This window comes from Acidovorax sp. DMC1, assembly GCF_056314325.1.
In genome coordinates this window covers 823301-848630 of sequence record NZ_JBQUYO010000001.1, presented here as the reverse complement: position 1 = coordinate 848630, position 25330 = coordinate 823301, and the positions used below count along the sequence as shown (strand labels likewise).

The following is a 25330-nucleotide window of genomic DNA, read 5'->3' as shown; positions in this document are numbered from 1 at the left end:
GGACTGGGGTGTCGGTGGAACAGTCATGGTGGTTGTCTCCTGGTGAGGGGGTTGTGCGGTCCCGAGGGCTAGGGCTTGCGGGCTGCCGGGCCACGCACACGCGGCCAGGGTCTGGCGGGCGTGGTGGCTGTGCCCGGGCGGGTTTGCCGTGCCGCAGATGGCGACCGCTGCGGCTGCTGGCGCAACGGGTTGCGCAACCAGGCCTGGTGCGCCTGCACCGTGGATTTTTGGAACTGCAGCGCAGCGATCTGCTGGTCAATGGCCTCCACACGCTCCTGCAAGGCCTGCACCATGTCATCAATGCCCAGGGTGCCGGCGCGGTATTCGTCCAGGCGCAGCGCTATCTGCGGCAGGCTGAAGCCCAACTGCCGCGACATGGCAATGAACACCACCTCGCGCCGCATGCGGGCCGGGTAGTCGCGATAGCCGTTGGCCCGGCGGTCCGGGCGGATGAGGCCCAGCCGTTCGTAGTGGCGCAACGCGTGGACGGACACCGAGGCCTGTTGAGCGAGTTCGGAAATCTGCATGGGGCCACGTTAGCAAGCCTCGCGCTGCGCGAAGGTTGCCTGGGTGACTGCGCAAGGTCAGAACACTGTGTTTTTTGGGGCAAACCCCCATGGGCGCAGGTCGCCAGCAAGGGCGGTGCGGTGTAGCATTCACACTCTTTGCCACAGTGCCTGTGGCGCTGTGAACCTGAGCGCGCGGTGCAGCCGCATTGCACGCTCCCTCTACTGCCCGATTGCCTTGCCGACGCTACTCCGCCCCACCACCCATGACCTGGTCGCACTGACCAGGCTGGGCAGCTGCGTGCGTAGCGGCGCCACGGTGGACTGACCATGCCACCAGCGCAAGCCACCGCAGAGGCCGCACGGCTCCAGGCGCTGCAGTCTTACGCGATCCTCGACACCCCAACGGAAGACAGCTTTGACCAGCTGGCCACACTGGCCGCGCGCGTGTGCCAGTGCCCCATGGCGGTAGTCAACTTCGTGGACAGCGACCGGCAGTGGTTCAAAGCCGCAGTCGGTGTGCCGTTCAGGGAGACCGAGCGCGCGATAGCGTTCTGCGCACATGCGCTGAGCGGCAGTCGCGAGCCGATGGTGGTCAACGACACGCACAAGCACCCGGTTTTTGCCCACAACCCGCTGGTCACGCAGGACCCCCATGTACGCTTTTACGCCTGCGTGCCGCTGGTCACGCCCGAAGGGCAGGCGCTGGGCACGCTGGCGGTGCTGGACTCCATCCCCCGGCACATCGAGGCCGAGCAACTAGAGGGCCTGCGCATCCTGGCCGAGCAGGCGATGGTGCAGCTGGAACTGCGCCGCCAAAAGCAGGTGCTGGCCGACCTGGTGCAGCAACGCGACAAGATGCACGCCGAGCTGCTGGCCCAGAGCGAAACCCTGCGCGTGGCCGGGCAGATGGCCCGTATTGGCGGCTGGATCGTGGAGCTGCCCAGCCTGCAGCTGAACTGGTCGCAGGAGATTGCCGCTGCCTTCGGCATTGCGGGGCGTGTGGGATCAGTGGAACAGGTTCTGGCGCTGTACCCGCCCCCCTACCGGAAGGCCATGCAGACAGCGTTTGAGAGCTGCATCCACCACGGCACACCGTTTGACCTGGAAGCCGAACTCGTCACACCGGCAGGGCGGCATTTCTGGGTGCGCACTACCGGGCAGGCGGTGCGCGATGCCGAAGGCCGCATCGTGCGGGTTCAGGGGGCGTTTCAGGACATCTCGGCCCAGCACCAGGCCCGGCAGGCCCGCCGTGAAAGCGAAGAGCGCTTTCACCTGGTCTCACGCGCCACGGCCGACGCGGTGTGGGACTGGAACCTGCACACCGATGCCATGTGGTGGAACGAGGGCATGCAAACCCTGTTCGGCGTCCCGCTCGACCAGTTGCCGCCGGACAGCACCTCGTGGACCTTGCGGCTGCACCCCGATGACAGCGGAGAAGTGCTCGAAGGCATTCATGCCGTCATCGACGGCACGGCCAACCACTGGTCGGACGAGTACCGCTTTCGCCGCCAGGATGGCAGCTATGCCTGGGTGCTGGACCGGGGCTTCCTGATCCGTGACTTGCAGGGTAAGGCCGTGCGCATGGTGGGCGGTATGACCGACATCAGCGCGCAAAAGCTGGCCGACCTGGCCGCCCAGCGCGATGCACAGAACCATGCCGAGCTGCTGCAGGTGCAGCAACGCATCTCGTCGCTGGACATGCCGCTGCCTGAGGTGCTGCAGTTGGTGGCCAGCACCGTGCTGCGCCAGACCGAAGCGCGCGGCGCCATGGTGGAGCTGCTGCAAGGCCGCCAGCTGGTGGCGCAGGCGTCGGCCGGTGACCACGTGCGCCCGGTGGGCAACCTGCTGGCGGTGGACCAGAGCCTGCTCTGGCCCGCGCTCAGCAGGGGCCAGACCGTGGTGTGCAACGACACCGAAGCCGAGGGCTGGGACATGGCGTCGATGCCCCACCGCCACGGCGTGCGGTCGGTGATGGCAGTGCCGCTGCGCAGTGGCGACGCCATCGTCGGGTCGCTCAAGGTCACATCGGACAAGGTCAATGCGTTTTCACGCCGCGATGTGGCGCACCTGGAAATCCTGACCGAGTCGCTGGGTGCCATGGTGCAGTTGCGGCATGTGGCGGGGCAACTGCATGCGTCCGAGCAGCAATACCGCATGCTGTTTGACGAGCACCCGCACCCCATGTGGGTGTACGACCGCGAAACCCTGCAGCTGCAGGCCGTGAACCGATCGATGGAGCGCCACTACGGCTACACCGAGTCCGAACTGCTGACCATGTCGATGCTGGACCTGTGGCCCGCCGACCGGCGCCCCAACGTCGAGGCCAACATCCGCGCCGTTCCGATGGACCAGCGCAACAAGCCCGTCATCAGCCGCCACATCAAGAAGGACGGCAGCTTCATGGATGTGGAGATCACGGCGGGCAGCATCAGCTTCAACGGGCGCCCGGCCCGCCAGGTGCTGGCCACCGACGTGACCGAACGCCTGCGCACCGAGCGCGAGCTGGCGCGCATGGGCCGTGCCCAGCGCCTGCTGAGCGCATGCAATGAAACCCTGGTGCGCGCCACGTCCGAGACCGCACTGCTGCAGGCCATCTGCCAGATTGCGGTGGACATCGGTGGCTACCGCATGGGCTGGGTGGGGTTTGCCATGGACGACGAGCGCAAGTCCATCCGCCCGGTGGCCCATGCGGGCTACAACCAGAACTACCTGGAAAACCTGCACCTGAGCTGGTCGGCCGACGATCCCTATGGCCGGGGCCCGGCGGGCATTGCGGTGCGCACCGGCCAGCCGGTGATCGTGCAGGACATCCGCACCGAAGGGGACTTTGCCGACTGGACCGAGCGCATGCTGGAGCATGGCTTTCACGGGGTGATCTGCCTGCCGCTGCGCGAGCATGCGCGGGACCATGCACAAGAGCGCAGCTTTGGCCTGTTGTACCTGTACGCTCCCGACGTGCTACAGATCAGCCCCGAAGAGGCCGCGCTGCTGCAGGAGCTGTCCAACGACCTCGCCATCGGCATCACCAGCCTGCGCGCGCACAAGGCGCAGCAGCGGCTGCAGGCCTCAGTGCTCAAGGTGGCGGCCGCCGTGTCGGCCAGCACGGGCACCGAATTTTTTGTGCAGCTGGTGCGCAACATGGCCGATGCGCTGGATGCGCAAGGCGGCTGCGTGGTGCGGCTGCTGCCGCAGTCCCAGGGCCAGGCGCCCCGGGTGGTCACGCTGGCCGCCGTGCTCGACGGCCAGATGCTGCCCAACGACGAATACAGCCTGGACGGCACACCGAGCCTGTTGCTGATGTCGCAACGCACCCATGTGGTGACCGACAAGGTGCAGCAGCTGTACCCCGAAGCCCCCGTGCTGCGCGCGGTGGGTGCCCAGGCCTATGTGGGCCAGCAGCTGTGCAATGCCGACGGCGAGGTAGTGGGCATCGTCTTCGTGCTGTTCCGCCACGCGATTGCGGACACGGACTTCATCACCTCCACGCTGCAAATCTTTGCCTCGCGTGCGTCGGCCGAGATCGAGCGGCAGCTGGCCGACATCCGCATCCGCCACCAGGCCTCGCTGCTGGACAAGGCGCAGGACGCCATCCTGGTGCGCGACCTGGACCACCGCATCATCTTCTGGAACAAGAGCGCGGAGCGCCTGTACGGCTGGTCGCAGCTGCAGGCGCTGGGGCAGTCCATCGAGACGCTGCTGTACGAAGACCCCACGCACTTCCGGCACGCCACGCAGACGGTGCTGGAGCAGGGCGAGTGGACGGGCGAGATCGTGCAGCGCCACCGCGATGGCAGCACCATCGAGGTGGAAGGCCGCTGGACGCTGGTGCGGGGCGACGACGGCCAGCCTCAGTCCATCCTGGCCATCAACACCGATATCCGCCAGCGCAAAGCCAGCGAGCGCGAGATCCAGCGCCTGGCGTTCTACGACGCGCTCACCGGCCTGCCCAACCGCATGCTGCTCATGGACCGCATGCACCAGGCCCTGGCCACCGCGCAGCGGCGCCAGCAGGGCGGGGCGCTGCTGTTCATCGACCTCGACAACTTCAAGACCCTGAACGACACCCTGGGCCACGACCAGGGCGACCTGCTGCTGCAACAGGTAGCGCAGCGCCTGAACACCTGCGTGCGCAGCGTGGACACGGTGGCCCGGCTGGGGGGCGACGAGTTTGTGGTCATGTTGGAAGAACTCAGCCCCAAACCGCACGAGTTGGCGCTGCACGCCCGGGGCGTGGGTGAAAAGATCCTGGCCATGCTGGCCGTGCCCTATGCGCTGCAGGGCTACCAGTACCGCAGCACGCCCAGCATCGGCATTGCGCCCTTCACCGGTGAGCACACCACGGTGGGCGAGCTGCTCAAGCAGGCGGACCTGGCCATGTACCAGGCCAAGACGGCGGGCCGCAACACGCTGCGCTTTTTTGACCCCGACATGCAGGCCGTGGTCACGGCGCGCGCGGGGCTGGAAACCGACCTGCGCTCGGCGCTGATGCAGGAAGAGTTTTTGCTGCACTTCCAGCCGCAGATCCACCAGTCGGGCCGCTGCGTGGGGGTGGAGGCACTGGTGCGCTGGGCCCACCCGCAGCGCGGCATGGTGTCGCCCGCACAGTTCATCCCGCTGGCCGAAGAAACGGGTCTGATCCTGCCACTGGGCCGCTGGGTGCTGCACACCGCGTGCAAGCTGCTGGCCAGCTGGCAGAGCGACCCGGCCCTGTCGCACCTGACCATGGCCGTCAATGTGAGTTCGCGCCAGTTCCGCCATGCCAGCTTTGTGGACGACGTGGCCCGCGTGCTGGCCATCACCGGCGCACCCTCGGCCCAGCTCAAGCTGGAGCTGACCGAAAGCCTGCTGGTGGAAGACATGGAAACCACCATCGCCACCATGACCGCGCTGCGGTCGTACGGGGTGGGCTTCTCGCTGGACGACTTTGGCACGGGTTACTCCAGCCTGAGCTACCTCAAGCGCATGCCGCTCGACCAGCTCAAGATCGACCAAAGCTTTGTGCGTGACCTCCTGACCGACCCCAACGACGCCGCCATTGTGGACACCATCATCGGCCTGTCGCGCAGCCTGGGGCTGGAAGTGATCGCCGAAGGCGTGGAAACGCCCGAGCAATGCGCGCTGCTGGCCCGCGCAGGATGCCAGCTCTACCAGGGCTACCTGTTCAGCAAGGCGCTGTCGGTGGACGTTCTGGACAGCTTCCTGCGCACCTCGCAGGCATAAGCGGCACCCGCCGGGTGTTCCCGGCGCTTGTCCACCCCTTAATCCCTCCCACCCTAACTCCCTTCTGAGGGCCCCAGAACGTCCGTGAAGGGCCTGGGGATCCTTTTAGGCCCCCCGGTCCTGCTTCTGCGTCCAAGGCCTTCCACGGCGTTCTGAGGGCCTCCAGATCCCATCGTTCATCCCGGGTGGGTTGGGTACGCCCGGCATGTAGGTGCCGCGTTCATCCATTCACACCCGCTGTGGGTGTGGCTCCAGTTGTCCTCTGTCTTCTTCTTATGTCTTTTATAAATACATAGTCGTAGTAGTAGAGGGCGGCCTGGCGTGCGGACAACTGCATTTTTGCCAGCGCTGGCGCGCACTTAGCCCGCTGCCAACCCTGTGCACTCCGCCCTGCTCCCGTTGTCTCCCGAGCGGGGACAAAAGCGGTGCCACGCAGTTTTCTGTGGATAAGCACCCGGTTGTGCCAAAACTATCCCCAGTTTTACGCACCGAGCGCATCGGCGGCAGTAAATGGGCCCAAAACGAAGGGGAGCGCTACAGCTTCATGCCCTAATTGCTCATTAATTGATAGCAAATAAGTGGAAACCATGCTCCTTCTCCTTGGCTGCAAGGATTCGGGCGAAGCCGGTGGGGCAGAGCCATTCCCTCTGGCTGAAGCTGGATGGGGTGCCCTAGGTGGCGGAAGCATTGCATCCGCTGGTGCGGCGTGAAAGGCATCGGACCCCCCAGCCACTTCTTTTGCAGCCTCTCAAGGGTGTGAGCGATCCACCGGACAGGACCGCCGTGCCGAGCCGGTACTTCCCCATTCCGGCATCAATCGCCTGTCTGTCAGGTTGTCCAGTCGGTCGATGGACCCGTCACCGGCGGTGGATAGGTGCCCGGATTGGGGGTTCTGGTTATTCTTTAAAGGCTTTATATATAAATAGCAGTAGTAGTAGAGAACGCCTGTTTGTGTGGACAAGCGCTTTTTCTTCAACGTTGACGCGCACTTGCGTCGCTGTAAAGTATGTGGGGCGGCGCGCGCAAAGTGCGGGGCTCGCCGACAACAACTTTCGGGCGGCGGCGTTTTGTGTGGATAACTGCCCGGTTGTGCCAAAAATGTGCCCAGGGTTATCCACAGCGGCGTAGAGTTGCGTTCCCTGGCTCGTCTCATGGCCTTGTACGGCACCCTCCGGGGCGTGACCGTCCAAGAAAAAACCCGGCGTTCTTTGTAGAACGCCGGGTTGGCAGGGTGGGGAATTGCGGAAGGGCTTGAAACAGTCCCTTTGTGACGACAGGCTTCAGCGCCTGTCGCCCCAGTTCATAGCAACGCCTTACTTGGCGGGCGCAGGCGTGGGGGCAGGGCCCGGACGGCCTTCACCCCCGCGCATGCCGCCATGGTGGTCGCCATGCCCGTGGCGGCCCTCACCACCCCGCATGCCACCCATGGGGCGGCCGCGGTGGGCCTGGGCATCAAAGGTCTTTTGCTGCTCGGGCGTCAGCGTGGCATAGAAGGCCTTGGTGGCCTCGCCGCGGCGGTCGGCTTCGGCGGCATGCTGGGCGCGCATTGCGCGCATGCGGTCGATGCGTTCCGGCGTGGTCAGCTTGTCCATGTCCTGGCGGTCCAGGCGGGCGGGGCGTTCGCCTGGCTGCATGGCCGAGGTGAAGGTGGTCCAGGCCGATTCCTGGGCAGGGGTCAGCTTGAGCTGGGCTTTCAGGTCTGCCAGGCGCTTGGCGTGGCGCTGCGCCATGTCGCCGTGGTGGCGTTCATGGCGGCCTTCGGCGGCCTTGGCGGGCGCGGTGGGTGCTGCAGGCGCTGCAGGGGGTTGCTGGGCCAGCACAGGCAAGGCCATGGCGGCGAGCAGGGCAGTGGCGGCAATACGGTGAGAGATGGGGTGAGAGAAACGGGAGGCCATGGTGGAAGTCCTTTCGCGGTGGTGAGCTCGCTGCAACGACCGTTTCAGCGATTGGAGTCCAGTGTCTGCCGCCCACGTATCGCCACCGTGCGCGTTGGGTGAGGCTGTGTAAAGTTGCGGCGAACGCTTGCAAAGCAGCCTCCAGGCTCATTTTGAGCAAATAGCGGGCGATGTGCTGGTGCCATATGCCCTGATTGCTATTGATTGTGTAGCGTTTTCAGTCCTCCAAGTGCTGTCCGTGTCCCGGTGGCCCGGCGCCAGGGTGGCGACCGCCGACAATGGCGGGTTCCGTGTCCGTGTCGTTGTTCGCAGCGACCCCAACCAAAGGTTTTCCGTGTTCAAGAACATGATCGTGTACCGCATTGCTCCGCAATGGCAGGTCGAGTTGACGCAAGTGGAAGAAGCGCTGGCCAAGGCCCCTTTCCAGGAATGTGGCGCCACGCAGGAGAAGTCGCTGGGCTGGGTGCCCCCCCGGGGTGAATTGCATGGCCCCCTGGTCGAATCGGTGGGCGGGCAGTGGATCCTGCGCTTCATGGTCGAGACCAAGGTGCTGCCCGGCAGCGTGCTGGCGCGCAAGGTCAAGGAGAAGGCCGAACGCATCGAAAAGGAAACCGGCCGCAAGCCCGGCAAGAAGGAAAGCAAGGAGCTCAAAGACGAGGCCAAGCTGGACCTGCTGCCCATGGCCTTCACCAAGCAAGGCTCGATGTGGATCTGGATCGACACGGCCTCGCGCCTCTTGGTGCTGGACACGTCCAGCCAGGGCCGCGCCGATGAAGTGGTGACCCTGCTGGTCGAATCGCTGCCCGGCCTGTCGGTGTCGCTGCTCGACACCCAGACCAGCCCCCAGGCCGCCATGGCCCACTGGCTCAAGGAGCAGGAGCCGCCCGTGGGCTTCACGGTGGACCGTGAGTGCGAATTGAAAAGCGCCAACGAAGAAAAAGCCGTGGTGCGCTACGCCCGCCACCCGCTCGACATCGAAGAGGTGCAGGCCCACATCGACGCGGGCAAGCTGCCCACTAAGCTGGCACTCACCTGGGACGACCGCGTGAGCTTCATGCTCACCGAAGGCCTGCAGATCAAGAAAGTGTCGTTTCTCGACACCGTGTTTGAAGGCACCAAGGCGGACGACGGCGGGTTTGACACCGACGTGGCGATCGCCACCGGCGAACTGGTCAAGCTGATTCCGGACCTGATCGAGGCGCTGGGAGGGGAGTCGGAGAGTGGGGTGGCGAGTGCGGCCGATGCGGTGACTACTGCAAGCGTTGCACTCGCAGCCACCGCACCGGCACCCTCCACGCCCTCACGCAAGACGGCCGGTGGTGTGGTAACGGGGCCCAAGGAGGCGCCGGTGGACACGGACCCGGAAGCGGCGCCGTTTTGAGCTGATCAAGCCCCTGGGGAATCACCCTCCATGAGCCAGCCACCGCAGGGTGCTATGGCGCTTTGTCTGGTTGACAAAGACTGTGGCCTGCCTAGGGGGCGGACGGTAAGTTCGACATTTCATCGACACATGTTAGCGGACTGGCGCTTGCTGTTTTGCGCGACGTTCCTGATTTCCTGCACGAAAATTTTTCTCCAGAAAGACTGTGTCTGGTCTTCGACCAACTGCGGCATCAGGCCAAAGGCCAGTGTGCGTTCGCCCCGCACCATGATTCCGCTGTCGCGCTGCACGATGTCGGTGGCCAATAGGCGGTAGCCAGCGCGTGGAGTGAGGGATGCATAGCTCGTGTAGAGGCGGCGTGACGGCTTGAGACGATAAACCTCGTTGCCCATCAGGAAAATACCGCCCCGCTTCCTCCAGCTGATTTTCTCGATACCAAATACTTCGTGCATCCAGTCGAAGGTGGGTTTTCCATTCTCATCAAATTCTCCCAACCGCATATCCTGGATCAGTGCCCCACCATTTTTCCAGTAGGTGGCGAGTTTGGATTTGACACTCGCAGGCAATGCGATCTGGTGCGGTACAAGGATGGCATCAAAACTGCTGATGATCGGGTCGTCGTCTAGCAGGTTCTTTTCCCCGATGAGGCGAACATCCATGTCGGTCTGGTTGTTCAGGATTTTGAAGGATTCAAAAAGGGCATCGCGATGGATGTTTCTGCCAGCGCTTCGGTCTCCATGCCAGACATAGAAGTTGGTGGCAGAACCCAGGATTCCAATTTTGAATTTCTTTTCTTTTTGGGTTGGCTGCGGTCTGGATACTTTGGAGACGATCGCATCCAGATTTTTGGTTTCAATCGCTGCTGACTGATTTTTTGCAGCTTGCTGCTGGAGTCCACCAATCTCGAAACCAATCACATGGCTCTGCGCGAGTGATTCTTTGATGGTCTGCTTGATCACGGGGACCAAGTCCAGTGTTTTTCCTTTTCTTTCCCAGATTTCTGCATAGGCACCCACCAGAACCTGTTTGTAGCCCAGGGAGCCCATGTAGTTTGCGAGCGTTGGCAATACGCTTGCATCGGGGACAAGCTGGTAGCCGTCGTAAAAGTTGTAGTCAATGACGGCGATGTCAATGCAAGAGGCAAGCTTCTCAACAATGCCTGTGGCATAGATTCCGTCGTGGGACGTGAACGTTTCTGCAAAATACCCCATGGCCAAGGCACCTTGTGCCCGGATGGCTTTTGCGTAATAGCATGTGGCTTCTTTGAGTCGATTCTCTCTGTATTCTTTGTAGGTATACAGCATGGGCTCGATATTGGCCATGCCATTTTTTACTTCATTGTTGTAGTTAATTACAGGTTGCTTGCTTCCGTACCGGCTTTTAAAATCAATCTCTGTACGGTCGTTATGGTCACGCCATTGGTAACCTGTCTGACCATACTTGATTTCGTGCTCTTCCTGAAGGCCAATTGCGAAACCGAGAATTTTTCCTGGGTAGCGTTTAGAGAAATGAGCGACTGTTTGCGAGATGAAGTCTGCAGAGTATTTTCTGATCGGGCTTTCTGAGAAGTCAGCCTGTTTTTGGTAATTTCCAGAAAAATTCTTCATCAAGTGGTCTGGGTAATTTTCATAGACCCATGCAGGCATAGTGTATTCATCTTTGATGACCTTACCGCTTTCGTCAAGGTACTGACGCCCCCCCATGTCCAATACCAGGATAAGTGACATTCCGCTATTGACGATGTTATCAAGATAGTCATGATAGTGAGAGAATATGTATTGGGATTTTTCTTTTTCAATATCATTCCAATTGAGATAAAAGGTAATGTGAGTAAATCCCTTTTTTTTCAAATCCCCAGGAAGATTGTTATTGTTTGAAATGTCCCATGGCATCAAAATGATGCTTGAAACAGCGCTCTGTGCGGGGGGAATGCTGGCGAAGGCGACAGAGGAGAACAGAAAAGCTGCGATACAAAATAGCTTTTTCATTGGACGGGCGGAGTATTGAAACTAGGGCGTTAATTCAATCGTCTGGCAGCATGCAAAGTGGCCCGAGTGGGTGAGTACCGCAGGTGACAGATGGAACTTTTTTGCCATCATTGTTTCATGGACTTACAGTAAGCAACCCCCTGAGCGCGTGGGCCCTTTGACAATCCATCAGGGTAAGGGGGTTCAGATCGGTCGGTAGACCGCTGTCGCCTCAGGCGCAGAGCCTGTTCTTGCTCGGCCTAGACCTGCGCAAACACTAGCGCTGGCACGGGGTGCAATGCGCTTTATGCTGTGACTGTTTATGCATGGCGCCGGTGCTGCTCCGAGAAGCATGGGCGGGTTTTTACCTGTGGGCCAGATCGAACACCAGTACCTCGGCGTCTGCGCCATGGGCCAGGGTTAGTTGTTGTTCGTTTTCCAGCAAGGCTCCATCGCCAGCGGCCAATGGCACGCCGTTGACTTGCACGGTGCCCCGCGCCAGGTGCACATACGCTAGGCGTTGGGTGTCGAGCGGCTGGGTGGCGCTCTCTGCGTCGCCGTCGAACAGGCCTGCCCACAGGGAGGCGTCGGCATTCATGCTGACCGAGCCCTCCAGCCCCTTGCGCGAGGCCATGCGCACCAGGCGGCCCCGGCGGTCTGCGGCTGGGAAGTGTTTTTGTTCGTAGCTGGGGCGGATGCCTGTGAACAGGGGCTTGAACCAGATCTGCAGGAAGCGGGTGTCCTGGTCCTGCAGCGCGTTGAACTCGCTGTGCTGCACGCCCCAACCCGCACTCATCCGCTGCACATCGCCGGGGCGCAGGATGCCGGTTGGTGCGGGCGGAGGGGTGGCGCTGTCTGTGTGGCTGCGTTGCGCCACGTTGTCTTGGTGGGCCAGCGCGCCGCTGAGCACGTAGCTCACGATCTCCATGTCGCGGTGCCCGTGGCTGCCAAAGCCCTGGCCGGGGGCCACGGTGTCGTCATTGAGCACCAGCAGGTTGCCGTGGCCCTGGTGGCGCAGGTCGAAGTAGCTGCCAAACGAAAAACTGTGGGCGCTGTGCAGCCAGCCGGTGGAGGAGCGGCCCCGTTCGGAGGCGGCGCGGACGGTTATCATGGCCCGAACTCTAGATGACGGCTTCCCGGCCATCAATGGCTGGCCGTCGAACTCACTGTCCTGAGTCCCAGACCAATGTCCGGTGCCTTTGCACTGGCCCGCCGATGTAATCCGGTCTGGTGGTCAGAGAAGAAGGAGCGCGGCCAGGGCCAATACACCGCCCACCAGCACCAATGTCCAGGACGAGGTCTGCTTCACGAACACGAAGTTGCTCGGGTCGTTCGGCAGGTAGGCGATTTCCACGGGGCGGTTGGCCTTGAATTCGGCCAGCACCTCTTCAGGGAAGCTGTGTTTGACGACCATCTGCTGTCCGCTCTCCGTCTTGAAATGGAACTCGGCGGTGTAGGTGGAAGAGCCACTTTTCTTGAACTCGGTGTACTGCGTGATGGGCTCCACCACGGCGTGTTTGCCGATCTTCAGTGTTCGGGACAGCTCGGACCGTTCCTGCATTCCAAAAGCGATGAACACGATCCCGGCGAGGACGCCCAGGATTTTGAACAGCAGTTTGCCTTGTTGACGCGATGGCTTCATGCGCTCTCTCCCTCCGTTTTGGCTGGAGTGTACGGGCGTGGAATCATCGGCGCTATGGAAGCGGGCAGCTCACCCGCAGGCATTTACCTGCCCGTAAACGATGGACTCTGGCGCTGGTGAAACGCCTCCACCCCTGCGCGGAAGTCTTCGGTGCCCGCGCAGTGGACAAAGGCGTCTTTTTCAGCGGCCAGTTGTTCGGGCAGCGTGTGGTCCATCGACGCGCGCATCAGGCGCTTCATGGCGCCGTAGGCCAGCGTGGGGCCGTTGGCCAGGCGCTGGGCGAGGGCGGCGGTGGCGCTGTCCAGCTCGGCGCTGGGCACCACGCGGTTGACAAGGCCCAGGCGTAGCGCGTCGTCGGCCGTGAAGGCCTCGCCCAGCAGCGCAATCTCCAGCGCCTGGCGCACCCCAACGATGCGTGGCAGCGCCCACGATGCGCCGACGTCGCAGCTGGTGCCCAGGTTGATGTAGGCCAGGTTGAAGCGCGTGCCTTCGGCAGCGATCACGTAGTCGGCCATCAGCACCAGGCTCAGGCCGGCACCGGCAGCGGCGCCATGCACCTGGGCAATGACCGGCGCGTTCATCTGCGCGAGCAACTGCAGCGCGGCATTGAGTGGCGTGAGGATGTCGATGGCGCCCTGCACCGGGTCGGCGCGCAGCGTGGCCAGGTCGCCCCCGGCCATGAAGCCCCGTCCGTTGCCACACAGCACCACGGCGCGCACACCGGGGTCGGCAGCGAGGGACTGTACGGCGGTGAGGAAGGCGTTGGCCATGGGCACGTCGATGGCGTTGAGCGCGTCGGGCCGGTTGAAGCGCAGCGTGGCGATGGCGCCGTTGCGCTCCAGCAGCAGGGGCTGCTGTGGGGCGGGCGCGGACGGTGCATTGGAGGATGCTGCAGGGTCTGTGGCGGTATTCTTCATGTCCAATCCGCTTCAAGCGCTTGTGGATATTGCGCTATCAGCTCCTGTTTTGATAGTGAATAGGTCCCCATGCGCTGAGCCCTGGGCTATTGGTACAGCGCCTCGATCTCGGCCGCGTAGGTCTTGTAGATGCTTGCGCGGCGCACCTTCATGGTGGCGGTCACTTCGCCGTCGTCGTGGTCCAGCTCCTTGGTGAGCAGGTGGAACTTGCGGATCTGCGAGACTTGCGCGAGGCGCTGGTTGCCCTGGTTGATTTCGGCGTCAATGAGGCCACGCACCTCGGGGTGCTCCACCAGCGAGCGAAAGTGCGTGAACGGAATGCGCCGCGCCTCAGCCCACTTGCCCACGGTCTCGTAGTCGATCATCACCAGCGCGCCGACAAACTTGCGCGCCTCGGCCACGATGATGCATTCCTTGATGAAGGGGCTGCCCTTCATGGTGTTCTCGATTTCGGACGGCGTGAGGTTTTTGCCGCCGGCCGTGATCATGATGTCCTTGAGGCGGTCCACGATCTTGATCTGGCCTTGCTCTTCGCGCACCACGTCGCCCGTGTGCAACCAGCCGTCCACGATGCTGCTGGCCGTGGCTTCGGGGTTCTTGTAGTAGCCCGCAAACACCATGTCGCCTTTGAGTTGCAGCTCACCGTTGTCGGCAATGCGGTGCTCCACGCCCAGTGTGGGCACGCCCACGGTGCCCACCACCACGTGGTCAAACCGGTGGCCCGTGACCATGCCAGTCGATTCGGTCAGGCCATACACCTCGATGAGCGGCACGCCCAGCACGCGGAAAAAGCGCACCACGTCGGGCGGAATCGGCGCCGCGCCGGTGAGTGCCACATGGGCATTGCGCAGGCCAATGAAGTTTTGCAGCGCACGGAACACCAGCCAGTAGCTCGCGGCAAAGGTGAGCTTGTCGGCAGCGTTCCAGGCGCTGCGCGGCTTTTCGGCCAGGGGCCTGCAGGCGTTGTAGGCCTTGTGGAACAGCGCGCGGCGCAGGCCACCGGTTTCTTGCAGCTTGATGTGGATGGCGGCGTGCAGCTTTTCCCAGATGCGCGGCACGCCCAGGAACATGCTGGGCGCGACTTCGCGCAGGTCTTCTTGCACGGTGCGGATGGATTCGCCAAAGTTCACCTGCGAGCCGATGTACACGGGCACAAAGCTGGTCAGCATCTGCTCGGCCACATGGCACAGCGGCAGGTACGACAGGTGGGTGGTCTCGCGCGACAGCTCCAGCCGGTCCACGATGCCAGGCACCACGCCCCGTATGTTGCGGTACGAAATCATCGCGCCCTTGGGCTTGCCGGTGGAGCCCGAGGTGTAGATCATCAGGCCCACGTCATCCAGCCGCTGGCGTGCCAGGGCATCGTCGATGATGGCCTGGTGGCCCGACGCCGCGCCCAGCTGCTCCACTTCGTCAAACGTGGTGATGAACTGCCGCACCTCGGGCGCAAAGCTGCGCAGGCCCTTGGTCTCCATGACCACGATCTTTTTCAGGCGCGGCAACTCGGGCAGCGCGGCCAGCAGCTTGTCGGTCTGCTCCTGGTCTTCGCAGACCATGATCTCGATGTCGGCATGGCCCACCACATAGGCCACCTCGTTGGTGGGGCTGGTGGGGTACACGCCGACCGTCACGGCGCCCACCAGGCCCGCGCCCATCTGGGCCAGCACCCACTCGATGCGGTTCTCGGAGATCACGCCCACATGCCCGCCTGCAGGCAGGCCTAGCGCCCGCAGGCCCAGGCCGAAGTGGCTGGCGCGCTGGTGGTACTGCGCCCAGGTGAAGGGCTTCCAGATGCCGAAGTCCTTTTGCCGGATGGCGACGCGCTGCGCGTCGGTGCGCGCGCGCTCGCGCAGCATTTGCGGCAGGGTGAGTTCGGGGAGTTTCATCATGTCAACGGTCCGATGCGCGTTACGTCAACAGTGGCTTGTGATACTGGCGCGGCGCAGGCCAGGGCAGCCGTGCAAGGGCCGCCCCGCCGCACTGGCTGCGTCCACCTTCCCGAATGGCGCAGCCATTCGAGAGAAGGGGGAAGGCGCGAAGCGCCTCAGGGGGATGTACTCTTATGACAGCCATCTTTTGCGGCGCTTGTAGTGCTTGATCTCTTTGAAGCTCTTGGCCTCGCCACCACCACCCATGCCCAGGTAGAACTCGCGCACATCGGGGTCGTTGGCCAGGTGCTCGGCCGTGCCGTCGATCACGATCTTGCCGTTCTCCATGATGTAGCCCCGGTGCGCTACGGCCAGGGCTACGGTGGCGTTCTGCTCCACCAGCAGCATGCTGGTGCCACGCTCGGCGTTGATGCGCGCGATGATGGTGAAGATGTCTTCGACCAGCTTTGGCGACAGGCCCAGCGAGGGCTCGTCGAGCAGGATGAGCTGGGGCTGCGCGATGAGCGCGCGGCCAATGGCCAGCATCTGCTGCTCGCCGCCCGACAGATAACCGGCCAAGCCCTTGCGTCGCTCGTGCAGGCGCGGGAAGTAGCTGTAGACCAGATCAAAGTCCGGCGTCGCATCCTTGCGCCCCGTGAGCGCATAGGTCGCTGCCACCAGGTTCTCTTCGACCGTGAGGTCTTCGAACACGCGGCGGCCTTCCATCACATGGCTCAGGCCGTTGCGCACCAGCTGCTGCGGGGCCACGGCGGCCGTGGGCTGGCCGTTGAAGTGGATGCTGCCGCTTTCGACCACACCATCCTCCAGCGCCAACAGGCCCGAGATGGCCTTGAGCGTGGTGCTCTTGCCCGCCCCGTTGCTGCCTAGCAGTGCCACGATCTGCCCCCGTGGCACGGCCAGCGACAGGCCGCGCAGGGCCTGCACCACCTTGTTGTAGATGACCTCGATGTTATTGACTTCGAGGACGTGGGCCGGGGTTGGCTGGGTCATGGCAACAGCACGGTCAGAGCTTGATCCAGTCGGAGGCGGCGACCATCTTCTGGGCCTTCATATCGGCGCGGTACACGCGGCCCACGGGGATGGAGTTGCCGCTGATGGTGATCGGCACACCAATCAGGCCACCCGTGTCGAAGTCCTTGATGGAGTTGAGCGCAGCCTTGAGGTTGGTACCGGTGAGCGGCTTGCCCGCATCCAGGCAGCGCTTGGCCGATTCGGTGAACAGCATGGCCGCCAGGAAGCCCTGGATGTAGGCCGTGCTCTGGTACTCGGGGCGCATGGCACGGATCTTCTCCAGCATGGGCGCCTTCTCGGTGTCGTAGTAGTAGCGGTAGGGCATCACGCCCATGAAGCCGTCGGCGGCCTCGCCCATCTTCATGACGGTGGAGCTGTCCATGGTCCAGAAGGTGCCCATCCATTTGCTGGTCATGCCCTGTTGCTTGCCCTGGGTGATGAACTCGGGGATGGGGGCGAGGATGTAGCCGTGGAAGATGGTGTAGTCGGGCGCTGCGCGGCGCAGCTTGATGACCTCGCCCGACACGTCCACGCTGCCGGCGGGCGTCATGATCTTGATCGGTACCGACAGCCCGAGCTTCTTGGCCTCGGCCTCGCTTTTCTCGATGGGGTCTCGGCCGAATTCCGAATCGGAATAGACGAACGCCACCTTGGCGCCAGGCTTTTCCTTGGCAATGTGCTTGAGCAGGATGCCGAACATCTCGGTGTAGTCGGGGCCCACGAGGAACTGGTTGGGGTACTTTTTGGGGTCGTTGAGTTCGGTGGCAAACGATGCGCCCGCCATCAGGATGTTGCCGTTGCGGTCCAGCTCGGGGTTGATGGTCTTGGAGAAGCCCGTGGAGTCGCCGTAGTACAGGTTCACCTTGTTCTGGCTGGTGATCTTCTTGAACGCCGCCACCGACACATCGACCTTGTAGCCCGTGTCTTCGGGCACGTACTTGACCTTGCGGCCCTTGATGCCGCCCGCGTCGTTGAGCATCTTCACGTAGTCGCCCATGCCCGCGTTGATGCCGACCCCCGCAAACGCGAACACGCCGGTGAGCGGGATGGAGCCGCCGATCACGATCTCTTCAGCGCCTTGGGCCAGCACCGACAGCGGGCTAGTGAGGGCTGCGGCGCCTGCGGCTCCGAGCAAGAGTTGGCGGCGCTGGATGGAAGTGCGTAGTGTGTCCATAGTTGTCTCCATTTGATTTAGTTGCGGAAGGGCCAGAGATGGAAGAAACGGCGGACGCGCCGCCACACTTCGGCCAGGCCATGGGGCTCGAAGACGAGAAAACCGATGATGAGCAGACCAAAGATGACCGTGCGCACGGGCGAGAGGAATACCGTGAGTTCGCTGCCGCCGGGCATCAGGTCCACCACGAGCTTGAGCAGCTCGGGCACCATGGTCATGAACACGGCGCCCAGGATGCCGCCCAGGATGGAGCCCATGCCGCCGACGATGATGGCCGCGAGGAAAAAGATGGACATCAGCAGCGGAAAGCTCTCGGGCGTGACCACGCGAAAGAAGTACGCCCACAGCCCGCCCGCCACGCCTGCGTAGAACGACGACAGGCCAAATGACAGCAGCTTGTAGCGCAGCAGCGGAATGCCCAGCACCTCGGCCGAGATGTCGCGGTCGCGGATGGCGATGAAGGCACGGCCCACGCGGGTGCGGAACAGGTTGGCCGCGCCCAGCAGCATGAGGAGGGTGACCGGCACGATGAGCCAGTACAGGCGGAATGAGGTGTCGAGCGCCATGCCGAACATCTTGGCGGGCGGCACGCTCAGGCCACCTGTGCCGCCAGTGAACTTCCAGTTGGCAAAGATGAAGTGCGCGATGAACGATGCGGCAATGGTGGCAATCGCCAGGTACAGCCCCTTCACGCGCAGCGAAGGGATGCCCACCACGATGCCACCCAGCATCGCGACAAAGCCACCGGCCAGCAGGTTGAGCACAAAGGGCGTGCCCACCTTGGTTTCCAGCACGGCCACGGTGTAGGCGCCCAGGCCCATGAAGGCCGCCTGCCCCAGGCTGACCAGCCCCGTGTAGCCCGTGAGGATGTTGAGCCCCGTGGCGCTGGCCACGTTGATGCTGACCAGGCAGGCCAGGTACAGCCAGTAGTCGCTGGCCATGAACGGGAACAGCGCCAGCAGCCCGGCGCCCACGGCCAGCCACACTTTTTGCGTGCGCGAGTCGAACAGCGCCGCATCGGCGATGTAGGTTTCCTTGAGGGTTCCGATGCGCATCAGAGTCTCTCTATCTCGTGGGTGCCGAACAGGCCATAGGGCCGCACCAGCAACACGGCGACCAGCACGATGAAGGTGGCCAGCAGCTTGTATTCGCCGCCCAGGTAGGCCCCGGCCAGCGCTTCGATCAAACCGATGAGCACGCCCCCGATGAGTGCGCCCAGCACGCTGTCGAGTCCGCCCACGATGACCACCACCAGCACCGACAGCCCGAACACGCCCATGCTGGACGAGATGCCGCCGATGGAGCCGACGATGATCCCGGAGATGGCAGCCAGCATGGCCGAGGCCACCCAGGCCAGCGAGAACACGCGGGGCACGTTGATGCCCACCGAGTACGCCGCGGCCTGGTCGCTGGCCGTGGCGCGCAGGGCCACGCCGCCGCGCCAGAAGCGGAACACCACCAGCACCGCTGCAATGAACACGATGGCAATCACGGCACCCCAGAACACTTTGGGCGCGAGGAAGGCATCACCCACCATGATGGGCTGCGTGGGCATGAAGTCGGGCAGACGGCGTTGGTCGGCAGTCCAGATCATTTCCACCAAGCCCACCAGCACCGAGGCCAGGCCCACGGTGACCATGAAGACGGAAATCGGCGGCTCGCCCAGCAGCGGGCGGATCATGGTGCGCTCGATCACTGCGCCCAGCAAGCCTGTGCCCAGCACCGCAGCCGGGATGGCGAGCCACAGCGGCAGTGCGAACATCGATGCAAAGGTGAAGAACAGGTAGGCCCCCACCATCAGCAACTCGCCAATGGCGATGTTGACCACGCGCGTGGCCTTGTAGACCATCACAAAGGCCAGCGCCGCCAGCGCATACAGCCCGCCCCCGGCAACGCCCGTGAGGCTGATCTCAAACAGGTAGGCCCAGTCGAAGTTGCCGGTCATGCGGTGGTCACCCCCTGCAGCTTGGCGCGCAGGTCGCCCACGTCGCCTGCGCCCAGGTAGGCGCGGATAACCTCGGGGTTGGCTTGCACGGCGGCGGGCGTGCCCTGTGCGATGACCTGGCCGAAGTTGAGCACCACCACGTGGTCCGACAAGTCCATCACCATGCCCATGTCGTGTTCGACCATCAGCACCGTCACGCCCCACTCCTCGCGCACGTCAAGGATGAAGCGCGCCATGTCTTCGGTCTCTTCGCGGTTCATGCCGGCCACGGGCTCGTCCAGCATCAGGATCTGCGGCTGCATGGCGAGCGCGCGGGCCATCTCCACGCGCTTTTGCAGGCCGTAGGGCAGGGCCGACACGGGTGCGTGGCGAATGTGGTCGATTTCGAGAAAGTCGATGATGCGCTCCTCGATGTCGCGACGCAGTTCGGCCTCTTCGCGTCGGGCGCGGCCAAAGTACAGCAGCGCGTCGAGCACATTGGTCTTGAGGTGCGCATGGCGGCCGAGCTTGATGTTGTCGAGCACTGTCATGCCGCGAAACAGCGCAATGTTCTGAAAGCTGCGGCCCAGGCCCAGCTTGGCGCGCTGCGGCGCGGGCACGCGGGTGATGTCCTGCCCCTGAAAGCGGATGGAGCCCTGGCTGGGCCGGTAAAAGCCCGAGATGGTGTTGAACAGCGAGGTCTTGCCCGCACCGTTGGGGCCGATGACGGCGGTGATGGAGCCGGGCTGCACATCAAACCCCACGCCGGTCAGCGCCTTCACGCCACCGAACGCAAGGGTCACGCCCTGCACCTGCAGCAGGGGCGTGGCAGCAGCGGGGCCGGAAGGGGTTGTCTCCATTGGCTTTCTAATACGGGTTGACTGCAGCTTTTGACAGAAATTTCGATGGAACCCAGCGCAAATTTCCTACTTGTGCGTAAACTGTTTACTCGCAAGTAGATTCTGGAAGCCGCGACCCTCATCAGCATCCGTACTTTCCCGAGGAACTGCCATCCATGCCCCACGCCAAAGTGGCAACCCGCCGCCGCAGCGCCACCGCCACCGCCGCAGCCCCGTCTTCGCCACCCGCCGCCAAGCGAGTCACGCCGGTCAAAGCGGCCAAGCAGGCCAAGGCCACGCCCGCCCAGGCCGCAGCCACTTCTCCCTGGCCCCCGGTGTCGCACCGCGAGCGCCAGCGCGAGGCCAAGCGCAATGCCGTGCTGCAGGCAGCGGCCCAGTTGTTCAACGAACGCGGCTTTCACGCCACCTCGCTCGACGACATCGCCGCGCGCCTGAACGTGACCAAGCCCACGCTGTACTACTACGTGAAGAACAAGGACGAGATCCTGCTGCAGTGTGTGAGCAAGGGCCTCACGATGATGCTGGAGGGGATTGATGCCTCGCGCGCTGCGGGCGGCAAGGCCATTGACCAGCTCATGACCTGCATGCAGGTGTATGCGCGCATCGTCACCATGGACTTCGGCATGTGCCTGATCCGCGTGGGCGACGAGCAACTGCCCCCTGAAAGCCGCAAGGAGCTGCGCCGCCTGAAATCCGCCATCGACCAGGAGTTCCGCCGCCTCGTGGCCGAGGGCGTGGCCGAAGGATCGCTGCAGCCCTGCGATCCGAAGATGACGGCCTTTGTGATTGCCGGAGCGCTCAGCTGGATCGGCCGCTGGTACCAGCCCGATGGCGAATACACGCCCGAGCAGGTGGCGCAGCAGTGCATTGCGACGCTGTGCGATGGGGTGTTGCGGCGGCCTGCGGACAGCACTGCGCTGGATGCCGCTGCCGTGCCCGCCCCCAAGCCCAGGGCGGCGAGAGGCACAGCCAAGGCCGCCGTCCGGCCTGCGGGGGGCTGATATTTCGCCCCGGGCGTGAACTGGAGTGAAACGGGCTGCTAGCGCAAATTGAGTAAGCGCTAGCAGCTATTGATTTGATAGTGATTTATGGCAGGTGGTTCGCTGCTCTTACGCCGCAGCCTGCTGCAGTTCCAGACCCTGCAGAGCCTGGAACAGTTGCTCTATCTTGTTGCCATCAAACACGCCATCCGGCCCTTGGGCATGGATATCGGTGAACGGAGACTCATACAGCCGCGCAGCGGGCATGGCGCCGTGCTCGGTCAGGTGCTGCACGATTTCTTCGATGAACTGCAACTGGCTGGCGCTGGCCTGGCCCGCGCCAATCAGAGTCGAGAACGCGGCCATGGCCGCCTCGCGGTCCAGCCCGACCAGCGAGCGCACAAACACCGGCAGGCTGGTGTGCAGCGTGCGCGCACGCTCGATGTCGCCGTCGGTGCCGCCCGCCTCGTGCAGCAGGGCTTCCAGCTCTTGCAGGTCAGCCGCCGTCAGGGGCTGGTTGCGGCGCAGCTTGTGCAGCGCCAGCCGGTCTTCGTGGGCGCGCAAAAAGACCTTGGCCTTCGCGCGAAAGCGGTCAAAGTCCACCGCGCTGGCCACCAGGGGCAAATCTACTTCGCCGGTCTCGCCAATGGCATCTTCAAAGTCGGTGTAGACCACTTTGCGGCTGCTTTTCTCGATGAGCTTGATGAGGCTGCGCAGCTTGCGCCGTGCCTGCTCCAGCATGGGCAAGGTCACGTCCTGCCACCACTCATCGCCCGCCACGGCCTCGATCAGCAGCAGGTGTTCGCGCACGCTGGGCACGTTAGCCAGTTCCAGCAAGCCATTGGTTACCTGCTGCACCTTGATTTGCAACCGCGCCAGGGCCGGTTCGCTGCGCAGCAGGGCCAACTGGGTGTTCAGCAGCAGGGCGTCGAAGCGCTTGGCGTCTTCGTCGTCATCACGCACTGCGGTGGGCAGGCCCGACAGGTGGGCTGCCACCTCGGCCAGTTGCTCTGGCGTGGGGCGCTTCCATGCATCCGGCTGCGCCCAGGCCTCTACCCAGCGGCGCTCCGGGCGCACCACAAAGTTATCCAGCGACATGCCCGCCACCATGCTGTGCAGCAGACCAGCGGTGTCGCGGCGAATGGCGGCCTCGGTCAGCACGGGCGATTGCTGTGCCTCATCGGCCGCGCCGTTGCTGCTCAAACGTTTGTCCAGCACTTCAATCAACTCCAACCGCGCGTTGAACAGCCGCTGTGACAGTGGCTGAGCCACCGCGCCTTCACTACCCTCCAGCTCCTGGCTGAAAAACTCCAGGTTCTGGCAGAAGTCGAAGATGAAAAAGTCTTTCTTGTCCTGCCCCGGCCCGTACAGCTCAGGGCACAACCGCGTGCCGCGTCCCACCATCTGCCAGAACTTGGCCTTGGAACGCACGATCTTGAAGAACACCAGATTCACCACCTCGGGTACGTCAATGCCGGTGTCCAGCATGTCCACCGAGATGGCGATGTGCGGGGCATCGTTCTTTTTGGAGAAGTCATCGATGAGCGACTGCACGTACTCCGTCTTGAAGGTGATGGTGCGCGCGAACAGGCCTTTGTATTCGGGGTAGTTCGCGTCAAAGCGCTGCTGGATGAACTCGGCGTGCCGCTGGTTCTTGGCAAAGATGATGGTCTTGCCCAGCCGGTCGCCGCCCGCCACCTTGTGGCCGCGTTCCATCAGCAGGGCCAGCATCTTGTCCACCGTGTCGGTATTGAACAGCCACTGGTTCACCGCCTCGGCGCTCACCTCGTCGGGGGCTTCACCGCCTTCTTCGTCCCACTCCAGCGCGTCCCATTGGTCTTTTTCGTCGTCACTCAGCTCGTCGTAGCGAATGCCTTGGCGTTGGAATTTCAGCGGTACTGACACTGCGCGTGGCGGGGCCAGGAAGCCCTCTGCAATCGCGTCATCCAGGCCGTAGGCATCGGTGGGCACACCGCTTTCCAGGCCAAACAGGCTGTAGGTGTTGCGGTCGATCTCGTCCTTGGGTGTGGCTGTCAGGCCCACCAGCAGCGCGTCAAAGTAGCTGAAGATGGCGCGGTACTTTTGGTAGATGGAGCGGTGCGCCTCGTCCACCACGATCAGGTCAAAGTGCCCCACTCCAAAGCGGCGCTGGCCGCCGGTACCTGCATTGGCGCTTTCGTTGATGAGCCCCATCATCGTGGGGTAGGTCGATACATACACACGCCCTTCGGTGGCGCGGTCGGTCACCAGGTTCACCGGTGCCGCATCGGGCAAGTGGGCCTTGAAGGCGTTGACGGCCTGGTTCACCAGTGCCACGCGGTCGGCCAGAAACAGCACGCGCTTGGCCCAGCCCGCGCGCATGAGCAAGTCCACCAGCGCAATCACCGTGCGGGTTTTGCCCGCGCCTGTGGCCATCACCACCAGGGCCTTGCGGTGCTGGTCGCGCTCAAAGGTTTCGGCAATGCGGCGGATGGCGCGGTGCTGGTAATGACGCTCCACAATGCCCGCCGCAATCGGCAAGTCGGCCAGCGGCTTGCGCGTGGTGCGGCGCTGGGCCATCAGCTCCAACTCGTCTTTGGTGTGGAAGCCTTGTACCGGGCGCGGCGGGCTGGTGGTGTCGTCCCACATCCAGTGCTCGTAGCCATTGGTGCCGTAGATCACGGGGCGGTGGCCGGTGCTCTTTTCCAGGCAGTCGGCATACAGGCGAGCCTGCTGTTGGCCCTCTTGGGCGCTGCGGCGGCTGCGCTTGGCTTCGACGATGGCCAGGGGGATTTCTCCGCTCCACAGCACGTAATCGACAAAGCCCTGGCCTTGGCCGTTGGGCATGCCCTGCACTTCAAACTCGCGGTCACGTGACTGGTCCAGCGCCCAGCCGGCTTCTTTGAGCAGCAGGTCGATGAACAGGTCGCGCGTGGCGGCCTCGTTGTAGTCGTGTGCGGTGGCGGGCTGCGCGGCGTTGGCGGCCTTGGCGGCGGCAATCTCGGCGCGGTAGCGGGCCAGTTCCGCATCCAGTTCTGCATTGCGGGCAGCGGCCTCGCGCAGGGCTGCGTCGCGCTCTGCCAGGGCTTGGGCTTGTTTGGCGAGTGCCCCTTGCGCGGCGGCCTGGGCGGCGCGGCTGGCCGCTTGTTCTTGTGCAGAGTCGATAGCGGCAGGCCGGGGCAAAAGGTCCACGCGAAACTGCAGCCCCGCCGCAGGCCGGTCGCCCACGCGGCGCGCATAGTGCTGCGCCAGCCAGAAGGCCACATGGAACAGCTCGCGCAGGGCGCTCTGCGCATCCTGCGCAGCCACCGGGCGTACATCGTGCACCGCCTTGTTGCCCAGTCGGCGAATCACATCCATCTTGGCGTGCACCGCCGTGCCTACCAGTTGCTGAAAGCTGGGCTCAAACAAAAACGCCGACAAGTCCGCCTTGTACGGCATGCGCAGGCACCCACCCCGGCCCCCCTCGGCCTGGTACAGCCAGGCCACGGCCAGCTCCAGCGTGCGGCGGGCGTAAAAGCAGACGGTGCGCGGGTCGGCATGGGCGGCGGCTTCGGCACGGCGGGCTTCGGCCAGCAGGTCGGGCCAGTCGGGTTGCAGGAAGGCAAAGTTGGATGGCACTGTGCTCATGCACTCTCTCCCTGTTCGTTGTTTGCGGGTGGTTTAGACCAACCCTCGATGTTCAGCGTCAACCCCAGCCCGCACACCAGCAAAACCAATTTTTGCAGCGAACAACTTTCTGGGTGGCTCTCTGCATCACGAATGAACGACGGGCTGACATTGCACACGGCGGCTGTTTGTGAACGTGTCATGCCTTGGCACTTGCGTTCAGTGGCAAGGGCTTGGGCCAGTTGGGCGGAGTTGGTAGGCGTGAGGTTCATTTTTGTTCCTATGAGAGCAATCTCAACACCGAATCAGTTTTTTTGGTCGCTTTTGCTCTTATGAGGACACTTTAAGTGATGGGCTTGCTTCACAGGCCATG

The 25330-nt window shown here is 63.4% G+C and carries 17 protein-coding genes; 3 read left to right on the top strand and 14 right to left on the bottom strand.

The genetic code is table 11. The features are described from left to right. Nucleotides 1-68: 68 nt before the first annotated feature. Nucleotides 69-527, bottom strand: a complete 459-nt coding sequence (locus ACT531_RS03935; protein WP_476016536.1) for a MerR family DNA-binding transcriptional regulator — start codon at nucleotides 525-527, stop codon at nucleotides 69-71. A 309-nt stretch (nucleotides 528-836) separates the two neighbouring features. Between ACT531_RS03935 and ACT531_RS03930 the strand changes: the two genes are divergently transcribed. Beyond that, nucleotides 837-5729, top strand: coding sequence for an EAL domain-containing protein (locus ACT531_RS03930; RefSeq protein WP_476016535.1), 4893 nt, complete (start codon nucleotides 837-839; stop codon nucleotides 5727-5729). A gap of 1313 nt (nucleotides 5730-7042) precedes the next feature. On the opposite strand, the gene ACT531_RS03925 is transcribed toward ACT531_RS03930, so the two are convergent. Next, nucleotides 7043-7624 (bottom strand): Spy/CpxP family protein refolding chaperone, encoded by a 582-nt coding sequence (locus tag ACT531_RS03925; RefSeq protein WP_476016534.1) that lies wholly within the window; start codon nucleotides 7622-7624, stop codon nucleotides 7043-7045. A 334-nt stretch (nucleotides 7625-7958) separates the two neighbouring features. Here ACT531_RS03925 and ACT531_RS03920 point away from each other — a divergent pair, with 334 nt between their 5' ends. Then, nucleotides 7959-9005: a recombination-associated protein RdgC gene (locus ACT531_RS03920; protein ID WP_476016533.1), complete on the top strand. Its 1047-nt coding sequence runs from the start codon at nucleotides 7959-7961 to the stop codon at nucleotides 9003-9005. A gap of 119 nt (nucleotides 9006-9124) precedes the next feature. Here ACT531_RS03920 and ACT531_RS03915 read toward each other — a convergent pair whose 3' ends face one another. From ACT531_RS03915 to ACT531_RS03870, 10 genes are all read right to left on the bottom strand, one after another. After that, entirely contained in the window at nucleotides 9125-10993 is a 1869-nt protein-coding gene (locus tag ACT531_RS03915) for a beta-galactosidase (protein WP_476016532.1), read from the bottom strand. A gap of 343 nt (nucleotides 10994-11336) precedes the next feature. Next, nucleotides 11337-12083: a pirin family protein gene (locus ACT531_RS03910; protein WP_476016531.1), complete on the bottom strand. Its 747-nt coding sequence runs from the start codon at nucleotides 12081-12083 to the stop codon at nucleotides 11337-11339. 123 nt (nucleotides 12084-12206) lie between these two features. Next, a complete protein-coding gene (locus tag ACT531_RS03905; protein WP_476016530.1) occupies nucleotides 12207-12614 on the bottom strand; it encodes a hypothetical protein in 408 nt (135 codons plus the stop codon). An 83-nt stretch (nucleotides 12615-12697) separates the two neighbouring features. Further along, a complete protein-coding gene (locus ACT531_RS03900) occupies nucleotides 12698-13531 on the bottom strand; it encodes an enoyl-CoA hydratase/isomerase family protein (protein ID WP_476016529.1) in 834 nt (277 codons plus the stop codon). Between the two features lie 86 nt (nucleotides 13532-13617). Next, entirely contained in the window at nucleotides 13618-15420 is a 1803-nt protein-coding gene (locus tag ACT531_RS03895) for an AMP-dependent synthetase/ligase (RefSeq protein ID WP_476016528.1), read from the bottom strand. Nucleotides 15421-15591: 171 nt separating this feature from the next. Further along, nucleotides 15592-16410: an ABC transporter ATP-binding protein gene (locus ACT531_RS03890; RefSeq protein WP_476016527.1), complete on the bottom strand. Its 819-nt coding sequence runs from the start codon at nucleotides 16408-16410 to the stop codon at nucleotides 15592-15594. Nucleotides 16411-16423: 13 nt separating this feature from the next. Then, complete coding sequence (locus ACT531_RS03885; protein ID WP_209816683.1) at nucleotides 16424-17605, bottom strand: ABC transporter substrate-binding protein; 1182 nt, start codon at nucleotides 17603-17605, stop codon at nucleotides 16424-16426. A gap of 17 nt (nucleotides 17606-17622) precedes the next feature. Beyond that, nucleotides 17623-18660, bottom strand: a complete 1038-nt coding sequence (locus ACT531_RS03880; RefSeq protein WP_476016526.1) for a branched-chain amino acid ABC transporter permease — start codon at nucleotides 18658-18660, stop codon at nucleotides 17623-17625. Further along, the gene (locus ACT531_RS03875) at nucleotides 18660-19550 is read right to left on the bottom strand and encodes a branched-chain amino acid ABC transporter permease (RefSeq protein WP_476016525.1); all 891 of its coding nucleotides are present in this window, start codon (nucleotides 19548-19550) and stop codon (nucleotides 18660-18662) included. Before ACT531_RS03875 ends, ACT531_RS03880 begins: the two co-directional genes overlap by 1 nt. Further along, complete coding sequence (locus ACT531_RS03870; protein ID WP_476016524.1) at nucleotides 19547-20389, bottom strand: ABC transporter ATP-binding protein; 843 nt, start codon at nucleotides 20387-20389, stop codon at nucleotides 19547-19549. Before ACT531_RS03870 ends, ACT531_RS03875 begins: the two co-directional genes overlap by 4 nt. 155 nt (nucleotides 20390-20544) lie before the next feature. Here ACT531_RS03870 and ACT531_RS03865 point away from each other — a divergent pair, with 155 nt between their 5' ends. Further along, on the top strand, nucleotides 20545-21390 hold the full coding sequence (locus ACT531_RS03865) for a TetR/AcrR family transcriptional regulator (RefSeq protein ID WP_476016523.1): 846 nt from the start codon (nucleotides 20545-20547) through the stop codon (nucleotides 21388-21390). 108 nt (nucleotides 21391-21498) lie between these two features. Here ACT531_RS03865 and ACT531_RS03860 read toward each other — a convergent pair whose 3' ends face one another. Together ACT531_RS03860 and ACT531_RS03855 are read right to left on the bottom strand one after the other, a co-directional pair. Further along, a complete protein-coding gene (locus ACT531_RS03860; RefSeq protein WP_476016522.1) occupies nucleotides 21499-24978 on the bottom strand; it encodes a DEAD/DEAH box helicase family protein in 3480 nt (1159 codons plus the stop codon). After that, nucleotides 24975-25229 carry a helix-turn-helix domain-containing protein gene (locus ACT531_RS03855; protein WP_476016521.1) on the bottom strand — a complete coding sequence of 85 codons (255 nt, stop codon included), beginning with the start codon at nucleotides 25227-25229 and terminating at the stop codon, nucleotides 24975-24977. Before ACT531_RS03855 ends, ACT531_RS03860 begins: the two co-directional genes overlap by 4 nt. Nucleotides 25230-25330 lie beyond the last annotated feature (101 nt).

What these genes read in the sequence shown, in the direction of transcription:
- ACT531_RS03905 (WP_476016530.1), bottom strand. Translation starts at nt 12,614, where the DNA reads ATGAAGCCATCGCGTCAACAAGGCAAACTGCTGTTCAAAATCCTGGGC.
- ACT531_RS03860 (WP_476016522.1), bottom strand. Translation starts at nt 24,978, where the DNA reads ATGAGCACAGTGCCATCCAACTTTGCCTTCCTGCAACCCGACTGGCCC.
- ACT531_RS03870 (WP_476016524.1), bottom strand. Translation starts at nt 20,389, where the DNA reads ATGGAGACAACCCCTTCCGGCCCCGCTGCTGCCACGCCCCTGCTGCAG.
- ACT531_RS03880 (WP_476016526.1), bottom strand. Translation starts at nt 18,660, where the DNA reads ATGCGCATCGGAACCCTCAAGGAAACCTACATCGCCGATGCGGCGCTG.
- ACT531_RS03885 (WP_209816683.1), bottom strand. Translation starts at nt 17,605, where the DNA reads ATGGACACACTACGCACTTCCATCCAGCGCCGCCAACTCTTGCTCGGA.
- ACT531_RS03875 (WP_476016525.1), bottom strand. Translation starts at nt 19,550, where the DNA reads ATGACCGGCAACTTCGACTGGGCCTACCTGTTTGAGATCAGCCTCACG.
- ACT531_RS03900 (WP_476016529.1), bottom strand. Translation starts at nt 13,531, where the DNA reads ATGAAGAATACCGCCACAGACCCTGCAGCATCCTCCAATGCACCGTCC.
- ACT531_RS03925 (WP_476016534.1), bottom strand. Translation starts at nt 7,624, where the DNA reads ATGGCCTCCCGTTTCTCTCACCCCATCTCTCACCGTATTGCCGCCACT.
- ACT531_RS03910 (WP_476016531.1), bottom strand. Translation starts at nt 12,083, where the DNA reads ATGATAACCGTCCGCGCCGCCTCCGAACGGGGCCGCTCCTCCACCGGC.
- ACT531_RS03865 (WP_476016523.1), top strand. Translation starts at nt 20,545, where the DNA reads ATGCCCCACGCCAAAGTGGCAACCCGCCGCCGCAGCGCCACCGCCACC.
- ACT531_RS03855 (WP_476016521.1), bottom strand. Translation starts at nt 25,229, where the DNA reads ATGAACCTCACGCCTACCAACTCCGCCCAACTGGCCCAAGCCCTTGCC.
- ACT531_RS03890 (WP_476016527.1), bottom strand. Translation starts at nt 16,410, where the DNA reads ATGACCCAGCCAACCCCGGCCCACGTCCTCGAAGTCAATAACATCGAG.
- ACT531_RS03930 (WP_476016535.1), top strand. Translation starts at nt 837, where the DNA reads ATGCCACCAGCGCAAGCCACCGCAGAGGCCGCACGGCTCCAGGCGCTG.
- ACT531_RS03895 (WP_476016528.1), bottom strand. Translation starts at nt 15,420, where the DNA reads ATGATGAAACTCCCCGAACTCACCCTGCCGCAAATGCTGCGCGAGCGC.
- ACT531_RS03915 (WP_476016532.1), bottom strand. Translation starts at nt 10,993, where the DNA reads ATGAAAAAGCTATTTTGTATCGCAGCTTTTCTGTTCTCCTCTGTCGCC.
- ACT531_RS03935 (WP_476016536.1), bottom strand. Translation starts at nt 527, where the DNA reads ATGCAGATTTCCGAACTCGCTCAACAGGCCTCGGTGTCCGTCCACGCG.